This is a genomic window from Streptomyces plumbidurans, from assembly GCF_019857225.1.
Classification (GTDB): Bacteria; Actinomycetota; Actinomycetes; order Streptomycetales; family Streptomycetaceae; genus Streptomyces; species Streptomyces plumbidurans.
Window position 1 is genome coordinate 44,733 of sequence record NZ_JAFJSY010000078.1, and the last position, 10,146, is coordinate 54,878.

The following is a 10,146-nucleotide window of genomic DNA, read 5'->3' on the forward strand; positions in this document are numbered from 1 at the left end:
TGTGCGGGGCTGCTTGGGAAGCTACCCGCACGTAGCTGCCGGGTCACGGGTGTCGCGATGTGACCCTGACCGCAATTTTCTAAGCGCTTGCTTTTCTGCTTCCCGGGGCGGCCTGCGTGGCCGCCGTCTCCGGCTCGTGCACCCGCCGCCTGCGCCTGCGCTTGAGCAGCGCCCAGGGCCCGCGCGGTCCCGTCGGCATGGCGGCCGTGACCTCCGTGCCGGCCTCGGACGCCGCCTCCGCCGCCGCGCGTGCGACCGGCAGGAAGCCCTCGCGGCGCGAGACGTCCGGGCGCTCCTCCTCCGGCCAGACGCCCAGTGCCGCGCAGACCGTGGGCAGCACCGCCATGGCGGCCGTCGCGTACCCCTCCGCGGAGGGGTGGTAGTTGTCGGGGCCGAAGAGCTCGCGCGGGTTGGCCTCGAACTCGGGGCCCAGCAGGTCGCCCAGCGACACCGTGCGGCCGCCCTGGGCGACGGTGCCGATCGTCTGCGCGGCCGCAAGCTGGCGGGAGGAGCGGCGGGCCAGCCAGCGCAGCGGCTGCTGCACGCGCTCCACGGTGCCCAGATCGGGGCAGGTGCCGACGACCACCTCCGCGCCGGCCGTGCGCAGGCGCCGTACCGCCGCCGAGAGATGGCGCACCGAGCGGGTCGGCGGCATGCGGTGGGTGACGTCGTTCGCGCCGATCATGATCACGCAGACGTCCGGCACCAGCGCCGGGTTGGCCAGGACCAGGGCGACCTGGCGGTCCAGGTCGTCGGAGGTGGCCCCCGGCAGGGCCACGTTGTGCAGGACCACCGGGCGTTCCGCCACCGCCGACAGACCGGAGGCGAGCAGGGCGCCCGGCGTCTGGCCCGCCCGGTGGACGCCCTGTCCCGCGGCCGTGGAGTCACCGAGCATGGTCAGGCGCAGGGGAGGTTCGTCGGGGACGGTGTACGTGGTGCCGTACAGGCCGTCCGCCACCGGGACCCGGCCGCTGGTGCCGTTGCCCACATGGCGCCGGGCCATGTGGACCTCTGCCAGCACCAGACCGACCGCGGCCGCGCCCGCGAGGCCGATGCCGCCACCGCCGTACGCCGCTCCGGCCGCGATCCGCCGGGCCACCCGCGCCCTCGACATGCTCGTCATAGGCCGCGCCACCTCCTCTTTGCCGTACACCCACTCCTTGCCCCGTACACACGGTCGGCCAATCTCAACAGTCAGTGAACGACCGTTGCGGGCCGTAGGCTGGCGGAACCACTACGACCACTTTCTTTTGCAAGCATCCGGAGACAACGGTGCAATTCCACGACTCGATGATCAGCCTCGTCGGCAACACCCCGCTGGTGCGGCTCAACAGCGTGACCAAGGGCATCAGGGCCACCGTCCTGGCCAAGGTCGAGTACTTCAACCCGGGCGGCTCGGTCAAGGACCGCATCGCCCTGCGCATGATCGAGGCGGCCGAGAAGAGCGGCGAACTGAAGCCGGGCGGCACCATCGTCGAGCCGACCAGCGGCAACACCGGCGTGGGGCTCGCCATCGTGGCGCAGCAGAAGGGGTACAAGTGCATCTTCGTGTGCCCCGACAAGGTGAGCACCGACAAGATCAACGTGCTGCGGGCGTACGGCGCCGAGGTGGTCGTCTGCCCGACCGCCGTGGACCCCGAGCACCCGGACTCGTACTACAACGTCTCCGACCGTCTGGTGCGCGAGACGCCCGGCGCGTGGAAGCCCGACCAGTACTCCAACCCCAACAACCCGCTCTCCCACTACCACTCCACGGGTCCCGAGCTGTGGGAGCAGACGGAAGGGAAGATCACCCACTTCGTGGCGGGCGTGGGCACCGGCGGGACCATCTCCGGCACCGGCCGCTATCTGAAGGACGTCAGCGACGGCAGGGTCAAGGTCGTCGGCGCCGACCCCGAGGGCTCCGTGTACTCGGGCGGCTCCGGACGGCCGTATCTCGTCGAGGGCGTCGGTGAGGACTTCTGGCCGACCGCCTACGACCGCACCGTCGCCGACGAGATCGTCCCGGTGTCCGACAAGGACTCCTTCCAGATGACCCGGCGCCTGGCCAAGGAGGAGGGGCTGCTGGTCGGCGGCTCCTGCGGGATGGCGGTCGTGGCGGCCCTGGAGGTCGCGGCGCGGCTCGGCGAGGACGACGTCGTGGTGGTGCTGCTGCCCGACAGCGGCCGCGGCTACCTCAGCAAGATCTTCAACGACGAGTGGATGGCCGACTACGGCTTCCTGGAGGACTCCGGCCCGAGCGCGCGCGTCGGCGACGTGCTGAACGACAAGGAGCACGGCGCCATCCCGTCCCTCGTCCACATGCACCCGGACGAGACCGTCGGCGAGGCCATCGAGGTGCTGCGCGAGTACGGCGTCTCGCAGATGCCGATCGTGAAGCCGGGCGCCGGCCACCCGGACGTCATGGCCGCCGAGGTCGTGGGCTCGGTGGTGGAGCGGGAGCTGCTCGACGCCCTGTTCACCAAGCGGGCCTCCCTGGAGGACCCGCTGGAGAAGCACATGTCCGCCCCGCTGCCGCAGGTCGGCTCGGGCGAGCCGGTCGCCGACCTGATGTCCGTGCTCGGCCGCGCCGACGCGGCGATCGTCCTCGTCGAGGGCAAGCCGACCGGCGTGATCGGCCGTCAGGACCTGCTGGCCTTCCTGGCCAAGGGGAAGTAGCGTCCGCGGACTTCGTGGAAGTGGTACGAGCGCGTCACGTCCGCGCAGCACGCGCTTAACACGGGTCCGGCACATTGAAGGACGTCGGCAGGGCGCAGGTTCATCGCCCGGCCGGCGCCGAACGTCCAAGGACCTCCGGAGCGGCTCCCGGACCTCCATGGACGCCCGGACGCGCACACCGGCCCGGCCGGTCGGCGTCCACCGCGGGGACCGCCGTCGTCCCGCCCCCCGTCCGCGGGGGTGCGGCGGTCCCCGCGCATGTCCTTCTCAGGCAGGCGGCTCACATGGGCCGGCTCATTCCTCCCAGCGGTCCCCGTCCTTGCCCCGCTTGTCGCGGTGGCCGAACAGGCCGGGGTTGTTGCGCACCGCCTGGACGAAGTTCACGCCGACGATGCCCACCCAGGTGGTGAACAGGCCCGGCAGATGGCCGAACGTGCCGCCGATCGCGGAGAGCGGGATCGCCAGGACCAGGGAGACCAGGCCGAAGCCGAAGCGATCACCCCAGGAGTCCGTCGCCCGGGGCGCCCGGGCGCCCCGGGCCACCACCATCTGCTGCTCCGCCAGCTGCCGCCGCACCCGGCGCTCGACCGCGCCGTCGATGCGCTGGTCGACCTTCTCCAGGAACGAGTCGACCAGTGCGGACTCGTACTCCTCACCGAGTTCCCGGCGCGCCTGCAGGGTGGCGTTCAGTTCCTTCTTGAGCTCGGCGTCCCGCGCGTCCATAGCGGTCTCCCATCCCGTCATGGAACACCACGGTAAGGAGCCGTGCGCGGGCCCGCACTGGGGTTAGCCCCCCTGTTGGGGGCGGGGTGTCCCGCGTACGGGCACCCCGCGCGGGTCACTCGGCCAGGCCGTGCCGCTTCGCGTAGTCGTCCGCCACCTCCTCGGGGTCCTTCTTGTCCTTGTCGACCAGCCGGTTGAGCTCGGTGAGCTGGGCGGTGGTCAGGACGTTGCCGAGGCGGGCGAGCGCCTTGCGGACCGTGTCGTCGGCCTTGCGGTCGGCGATGAGCGGGACGATGTGCTGGCTCGGGATCAGGTTCGCGGGGTCGGCGAGGACCACCCAGTCGTTGGCCTCGATGTCGGTGTCGGTGGTGAAGAGGTTCGCCACGTCCACGTCGCCCTTCTTCAGGGCGCCCTTGACCAGCGGGCCGTCGGAGTCGAGCGACTTGAACTCCTTGAGGTCCACGCCGTAGACGTCCTTCAGGCCGACCGCGCCCACCCGGCGCTTCTTCACCTCGGGGGCCGCGCCGAGGACCAGTTTGCCGTTCTGTTTCTTCAGGTCGGCGAGCGAGGTCAGGCCGTACTTCTTCGCCGTCTCGCGGGTGACCACGAAGGCGTCGGAGTCCTCGGCCGCGCCGTACGGCAGGATCTGCAGGCCCTTGGGCAGGGCCAGGGTGAGGGCGTTCTGCATGGCGCCCTCCTCCGCGGCGGTGGCCTTCGGGTCGAGGTAGTTGAGCAGGGCGCCCTGGTACTCGGGCAGCAGGTCGATGTCGCCGCTCTTGAGGGCGGGGATCACGATCTCGCGGGTGCCGAGGTTGGGGCGGACGGTGACCTTCACCCCGGCCTGCTTCAGGGCGGCCGCGTAGAGGTAGCCCAGCACCTGGTTCTCGGTGAAGTTGGCGGTGCCGATGGTGACCCCGCCCTTGCTGGAGCCGCCGCCACCGGAGGCGGAGCCCGACCCGTCGAGGGAGGTGACGCCGCTCGCGCAGGCGGAGAGTGCGGGGACGGAGGCGGCCGCGAACAGGCCGCCGAGGACAGTGCGTCGGTTCATGGTCTTCTGGGTCCCTAGGCGGTGCGGTGTCGGAAGAGGAGGCGCTGCAGGCCGGACAGCAGCAGGTCCAGGGCGACGGCGACCACGGCGACCAGCACCGCGCCGCCGAGCACCTGCACCAGGTCGCGCTGGGCGAGCCCGTCGAAGACGTAGCGGCCCAGGCCCCCGAAGGAGACGTACGCGGCGATCGTGGCGGTCGCGACGACCTGGATGAGCGCCAGGCGCAGGCCCGTCATGATCAGCGGCAGCGCGAGCGGCAGTTCGACCTGGAAGAGAACCTGGTGGCCGCGCATGCCCTGCCCGCGCGCCGCGTCCCGTACGTCCGGGTCGACGGCCGTCATCCCGGCGTAGGTGTTGGTGACGATCGCCGGGACGGCGAGGGCGACCAGCGCCACGTACACCGGCAGCATCGACAGGCCGCCGGCCAGGAAGACCAGGACGACGAGGCCGACGGTGGGCAGGGCGCGGCCGAAGGAGGAGAGGTTGATGGCGAGGAAGGCGCCCTTGCCGGTGTGGCCGATGAGCAGGCCGATCGGCAGGCCGATGGCGGCCGCGATGAGGGTCGCGAGGAGCGAGTACTGCAGATGCTCGGCGAGGCGGTGGGTGATGCCGTCGGAGCCGGACCAACTGGCGCCGCTGGTCAGCCAGGTGCCGAGGTTCTTGAGGAGTTCGTACATCTCAGGCTCGCCTCCTGCGCCAGGGGGTCAGCACGTACTGCAGGGCGACCAGCAGCGCGTCCGCCACGACCGCGAGCAGGATGGTGAGGACCACGCCGACGATCACGGGGGTGGGGAAGTTGCGCTGGAAGCCGTCGGTGAACAGCTGGCCCAGGCCGCCGTCGCCGATGTAGGTCGCGACCGAGACCAGCGAGATCGACATGACCGTGGCGATCCGGACGCCGGCCATGATCACGGGGAGCGCGAGCGGGAACTCGACGGTCAGCAGCGTGCGCAGGGGGCGCGTGCCCATCGCCTTGGCCGCCTCCTTGGTCTTCGCGGGGACCGAGTCCAGGCCCTCGACCGTGTTCCGCAGCAGCACGACCAGGGTGTAGACCGTCAGGCCGATGACCGTGGTGGTGCGGGTCAGACCGCTGACCGGGAGCAGCAGGACGAAGATCGCGATCGACGGGATCGTGAACAGGACGTTGGAGATGCCCAGCAGAAAGCCGCGCAGCGGGCGGAACCGGTGGGCGATCACCGCGAGCGGGAGCGAGATCAGGACGCCGAAGAAGACGGCGCTCAGGGCGGCCTGGAGATGGGAGAGCGTGAGGCTGGTGAGTTCGTCGGTGTGGTCGCCTATCCACGACCAGTCGACGCTCATGCCGCGACCCGCGCTTCCGAGTGCGCCGCTCCCGCGTGCTCGTGGATGTCGTCGCGGGAGGTGACGCCGGTGAGGACGCCGTCGGCGTCGACGCGGGCCACCAGGCCGGTGGGGGAGGCGACCGACTCGTCGAGGGCCGCGAGGAGGGAGTCGGTGTCCTTCAGCGGGCGCAGGGGGATCTCGGTCTCCTTCGACGCCCAGTGCAGCGGGCGGTTTCCCTCGCCGAGTACGAGGGTCCAGGCGCCGCCCTCGGGGGCCGGGCCGTACGGCACGTCCGCGAGGGTCTTCAGCGACAGCAGCTTCAGGCCGCGTTCGGCGCCCAAAAAGTCGGCCACGAAGTCGTCGGCGGGCCGGGCGAGCAGTTCGGCGGGCGAGGCGCACTGCACCAGATGGCCGCCGGTGCGGAAGACGGCGATCTGGTCGCCGAGCCGCACCGCCTCGTCGATGTCGTGCGTGACGAAGACGATGGTCTTGCTCAACTCCTTCTGCAGACGCAGCAGTTCGTCCTGGAGCTGGGCGCGCACCACCGGGTCGACGGCGCCGAAGGGCTCGTCCATGAGCAGCACCGGCGGGTCGGCGGCCAGGGCGCGGGCCACGCCGACGCGCTGCTGCTGGCCGCCGGAGAGCTGGTGCGGGTAGCGCCGGCCGGCGTCGGCGGCGAGGCCCACGGTCTGAAGCAGTTCGGCGGCCCTGGCGCGGGCCTTCTTCCGGTTCCAGCCGAGCAGCAGCGGCACGGTGGCGATGTTGTCCAGCACCGTGCGGTGCGGGAACAGGCCGGCCTGCTGGATGACGTAGCCGATGGAGCGGCGCAGCTCGGCGGCGTCCTGCCGGGTCACGTCCCGGCCGCCGACCCGGATGGTCCCGGAGGTCGGCTCGACCATCCGGTTGATCATCCGCAGGGTGGTGGTCTTGCCGCAACCGGAGGTGCCGACGAGGACGGTCACGCCCCCTTCGGGCATCTCCAGGGTGAGATCGTGGACCGCTGTCGTGCCGTTGGGGAAGCGTTTGTGGACCGCATCGAACTGGATCATGAGTTGTCCCTTGCCCGGCTGTATAACGTCATGCAGAGTTCTTGGTATCTGAATAGGTTGTCAACGTCTCGGCGCTAATCCGCGGTAATTGATGACCGGTAGGCAAGATCGGATGTCTGGATTGATTGGGGTTTGAGCTTTATGTCGTCTCGGATCGTGGACACTCCGGATGCGGCGTCGGTGGACCACACCGGCCTGGTGGTCCTCGACGGGATCGGGCTCGGCGTCGTCGACGTGGTGCGGCTGGCCGAGGGGACCGCGCGGCCGGTCCCCGGCACCGACGCGATGAAGCGGGTGACGGAGTCCTGGGACGCCGCCCGGCAGATCGCCGCGACCGGACGCGTCTACGGCCGCTCCACCGGCGTCGGCGCCAACCGGAACGAGGACGTGCCCACCGAAGCCGCCGCCGAGCACGGGCTCAGGCTGCTGCGCAGCCATGCCGGCGCGATCGGCGACGAGCTGCCCGCGCGGGAGGTCCGGGCGATGCTCGCCGTCCGCGCCAACCAGCTCCTCGCGGGCGGTGCGGGGCTTCGGCCGACCGTCGTCACCGCGCTGTGCGAGGCGCTGGAGAGCGGCGCCCACCCGGTCGTGAACGAGTTCGGCTCGGTCGGCACCGGCGACATCGCCGCCCTCGCCCAGGCCGGCCTCGCCCTCGCGGGCGAGCACCCCTGGCGCGGGCCGGGCGCGCCCAAGCCGCAGCAGCTCGACAACAACGACGCGCTGGCCTTCATCAGCAGCAACGCCCTCACCCTCGGCCAGGCCGCGCTGGCCCTCGACGAACTGCGCGGACTGGTGCAGGCCACCCAGGTGGTCGCCGCGCTCTCCCTGCTGGCCGTCGACGGCTCGCACGAGGCCTACGCCGCCCCCGTGCACGCCGCTCGCCCGCACCGGGGCTCCACCGAGGTGGCCCGCCGGATGCGTGCCCTCATCGGCGCTGCCGACCGGCCCACCCCGCCGCTCGGCCGCATCCAGGACCCCTACGGCTTCCGCTGCGTGCCCCAGATACACGGCCCGGCACTGGACGCGGCGGACGCGCTGGAGGAGGTGCTGCGCATCGAGATCAACGCGGCCGCCGAGAACCCGCTGATCTCGGCCGAGGACATGGCGGCCTACCACCACGGCGGCTTCTACCAGGCCCAACTCGCCCTCGCCCTGGACCACTTCAGGCTGGCCCTCACCCAGGTCGCCCGGCTGTCGACCTCGCGGCTGTCCACGCTGAACGAGCCCGGCTTCACCCGGCTGCGGCCCTTCCTCGCCAACGAGGAGGCCGCCGCCTCCGGCGTGATGATCCTGGAGTACGCCGCCGGGGCCGCCCTCGGCGATCTGCGCGCGTTCTCGGCTCCCGCCTCCCTCGGTCACGCTGTACTCTCCCGGGGCGTCGAGGAACAGGCCAGCTTCGCCTCGCTCGCCGCCCGCCAGACGCTGCGCGCCTGCCGCGCGTACCGTCTCGTCGTCGGCTGCGAAGTCGTCGCCGCCGTACGGGCGTTGCGTCAGCGCGGACTGCGACCCGAGCCGGACCTGCCGGTGGGCCGCGCGCTGCAGCTCGCCGAGTCGGTCCTGTCCGAGGACCAGGCCGACCGTCCGCTCACCGAGGACGTGACGGCGGCGGCCGCGATGCTGGACCGGTTCACGGACATCTGGAGGGGGAGTGCGTCTTGAGCGGGCGGTGGGTTGTTAGTGGGCGGGGGGTCGTTGGTGGGCGGCGGATTGTGTGTGGGCGGCGCACCGTGATCGGTGGGCGAGGCGTCTGCGGTGGGCGGGTCATTGGCGGTCGGGGAGTCATGAGCGGGAAGAGGGCATGAGCGTGGTGGACAGTCCTGCGGGGCGCCTGCAGGCGCTCTTCGAGGGGCATCGGCTGACGCCGACCCAGCGGCGGATCGCGCACAGCATGGTGCGGCGCGCCTCCGACGTCCCGTTCCTGTCCAGCGTGGAGTTGGCCGAGCTGGCCGGGGTCAGCCAGCCGTCCGTGACCCGCTTCGCGGTCGCCCTCGGCTTCGACGGCTACCCGGCGCTGCGCAAGCACCTGCGCGAGGTCGCGCCCGCCGAGCAGACGGCCGAGACGGGCTCGTACAACGAATACCAGCAGGCGGTCGAGGCCGAGATCGAGAACCTGCGGCACCTCGCGGAACTGCTGGCCGACCCGCGCGCGGTGCAAAAGGCGGGCCGGCTGCTCGCCGCCTCCCGCCCGCTGCCCGTCCTGGGCCTGCGCGCCGCCGCCTCCCAGGCCTACGGCTTCTCGTACTTCGCCGCCAAGGTCCACCCCGACGTCCGGCTGCTCGACGAGGGCGGCACGATGATCCAGGACCGTATCGAGGCCGCCGTACGCGCCGGGGCGAGCGCCCTGCTCTGCTTCGCGCTGCCCCGGCACCCGCGCGAGGTCCTGGACGCCCTCGCCTTCGCCAAGCAGGCCGGGCTGACGGTGGTGACCGTCGCCGACTCCGCCTTCGCGCCCGTCGCCAAGGTCTCCGACCTGCTGCTGCCCGCCGCCGTGGGCACGGGCCTGGCCTTCGACACGGCCTGTGCGCCGATGTTGCTGGGCCGGGTTCTGCTGGAGGCCATGTGCGACGACCTGCCGGATGCGCAGGCGCGGCTTGAGGAGTTCGATGCGCGGGCGGCGGCGCGGGGGTTGTTCGTGGAGTGAGGGCCGCCGGGCCGGTGGTTTCGTCGAGCGGGCCGGGCTGACGGTGGTGATCGTTGCCGATTCTGCGTTCGCGCCCGTGGCCAAGGTGTCCGACCTGCTGCTGCCCGCCGCCGTCGGCACGGCCGCCGCGCCGGTGCCGCCGGCCCGGTGCGTTCTCAGACTGGTCTCACCTTCCCTCGCTAGCCTCCCGTCCAACGGATGCCCCACAGACAGGAGACGGGAGGCCGAGAGGTGGCACGCGGAGTTCGCGAGGTGCGTGGAGGGCGAGGTCTGGCGCGGGTGGCCGTCGTCGTACGGGCCGGAGCGGCGCCGCTGTGGTGGGCCGGTGTGTTCGCCGCGGGCGTCGGGGTGCTGGTGCCGGGGATCACCGGCCGCCGGATCGGGGTGCTCGCCGGGGCCGCGCTGTTCATCGTGGCGGCGGCCGTGGTGTCGTACGCCCGCCGCAGGCGCTACACCGCTCTGGCCCGCTCGGCCGCCCGCGCGGGCAAGCACGACGTGCTCCAGGACCGCGCGGTGAGCGTGCGCAACTGGCGCCGCGGACACCGCTGGTGGCTGCTGCTGGCCTTCGTGGCGGCGCTGGGGAGCGCGTTCGCCGTGCCCGCGGCGGGCGGCATGCTGCTCGCCGGCTGCGGCACCGGGCTGCGCCTGAAGGCCGCCTGGCTCGGGCGGCGCGAACGGGCCGAGGACGGGCTGCTGTGGGTGCGGGTCGACTGGCTCGCCGCGGG

10 protein-coding genes are annotated in these 10,146 nt (G+C 72.0%); 4 read left to right on the top strand and 6 right to left on the bottom strand.

Translation table 11 applies throughout. From position 1 onward, the window contains the following. Positions 1–79: 79 nt before the first annotated feature. Positions 80–1,123: an SGNH/GDSL hydrolase family protein gene (locus tag JYK17_RS33335; RefSeq protein WP_181362372.1), complete on the bottom strand. Its 1,044-nt coding sequence runs from the start codon at positions 1,121–1,123 to the stop codon at positions 80–82. A gap of 149 nt (positions 1,124–1,272) precedes the next feature. Here JYK17_RS33335 and JYK17_RS33340 point away from each other — a divergent pair, with 149 nt between their 5' ends. Then, the gene (locus JYK17_RS33340) at positions 1,273–2,658 is read left to right on the top strand and encodes a cystathionine beta-synthase (protein WP_108008226.1); all 1,386 of its coding nucleotides are present in this window, start codon (positions 1,273–1,275) and stop codon (positions 2,656–2,658) included. A 294-nt stretch (positions 2,659–2,952) separates the two neighbouring features. Here JYK17_RS33340 and JYK17_RS33345 read toward each other — a convergent pair whose 3' ends face one another. The 5 genes from JYK17_RS33345 to JYK17_RS33365 all read right to left on the bottom strand — a co-directional run bounded on the left by JYK17_RS33345 (position 2,953) and on the right by JYK17_RS33365 (position 6,780). Continuing rightward, positions 2,953–3,381, bottom strand: coding sequence for a hypothetical protein (locus JYK17_RS33345; RefSeq protein WP_164932368.1), 429 nt, complete (start codon positions 3,379–3,381; stop codon positions 2,953–2,955). A gap of 115 nt (positions 3,382–3,496) precedes the next feature. After that, positions 3,497–4,429 carry an ABC transporter substrate-binding protein gene (locus JYK17_RS33350; protein WP_128802140.1) on the bottom strand — a complete coding sequence of 311 codons (933 nt, stop codon included), beginning with the start codon at positions 4,427–4,429 and terminating at the stop codon, positions 3,497–3,499. Positions 4,430–4,443: 14 nt separating this feature from the next. Next, positions 4,444–5,106: an ABC transporter permease gene (locus JYK17_RS33355; protein WP_108008220.1), complete on the bottom strand. Its 663-nt coding sequence runs from the start codon at positions 5,104–5,106 to the stop codon at positions 4,444–4,446. Between the two features lies 1 nt (position 5,107). Beyond that, positions 5,108–5,749, bottom strand: a complete 642-nt coding sequence (locus tag JYK17_RS33360; RefSeq protein WP_108008218.1) for an ABC transporter permease — start codon at positions 5,747–5,749, stop codon at positions 5,108–5,110. Continuing rightward, a complete protein-coding gene (locus tag JYK17_RS33365) occupies positions 5,746–6,780 on the bottom strand; it encodes an ABC transporter ATP-binding protein (protein ID WP_222811840.1) in 1,035 nt (344 codons plus the stop codon). Before JYK17_RS33365 ends, JYK17_RS33360 begins: the two co-directional genes overlap by 4 nt. A 141-nt stretch (positions 6,781–6,921) precedes the next feature. Between JYK17_RS33365 and JYK17_RS33370 the strand changes: the two genes are divergently transcribed. From JYK17_RS33370 to JYK17_RS33380, 3 genes are all read left to right on the top strand, one after another. Beyond that, the gene (locus tag JYK17_RS33370; protein ID WP_108008214.1) at positions 6,922–8,439 is read left to right on the top strand and encodes an aromatic amino acid ammonia-lyase; all 1,518 of its coding nucleotides are present in this window, start codon (positions 6,922–6,924) and stop codon (positions 8,437–8,439) included. 139 nt (positions 8,440–8,578) lie between these two features. Beyond that, a complete protein-coding gene (locus JYK17_RS33375) occupies positions 8,579–9,421 on the top strand; it encodes a MurR/RpiR family transcriptional regulator (protein WP_108008212.1) in 843 nt (280 codons plus the stop codon). Between the two features lie 231 nt (positions 9,422–9,652). Beyond that, positions 9,653–10,146, top strand: a 494-nt coding sequence (locus JYK17_RS33380) for a hypothetical protein (RefSeq protein WP_308011726.1), incomplete at its 3' end; no start/stop codon positions are given.

Coding starts and splice junctions, on each gene's coding strand:
- JYK17_RS33370 (WP_108008214.1), top strand. CDS start 6,922: ATGTCGTCTCGGATCGTGGACACTCCGGATGCGGCGTCGGTGGACCAC.
- JYK17_RS33365 (WP_222811840.1), bottom strand. CDS start 6,780: ATGATCCAGTTCGATGCGGTCCACAAACGCTTCCCCAACGGCACGACA.
- JYK17_RS33375 (WP_108008212.1), top strand. CDS start 8,579: ATGAGCGTGGTGGACAGTCCTGCGGGGCGCCTGCAGGCGCTCTTCGAG.
- JYK17_RS33355 (WP_108008220.1), bottom strand. CDS start 5,106: ATGTACGAACTCCTCAAGAACCTCGGCACCTGGCTGACCAGCGGCGCC.
- JYK17_RS33350 (WP_128802140.1), bottom strand. CDS start 4,429: ATGAACCGACGCACTGTCCTCGGCGGCCTGTTCGCGGCCGCCTCCGTC.
- JYK17_RS33345 (WP_164932368.1), bottom strand. CDS start 3,381: ATGGACGCGCGGGACGCCGAGCTCAAGAAGGAACTGAACGCCACCCTG.
- JYK17_RS33335 (WP_181362372.1), bottom strand. CDS start 1,123: ATGACGAGCATGTCGAGGGCGCGGGTGGCCCGGCGGATCGCGGCCGGA.
- JYK17_RS33360 (WP_108008218.1), bottom strand. CDS start 5,749: ATGAGCGTCGACTGGTCGTGGATAGGCGACCACACCGACGAACTCACC.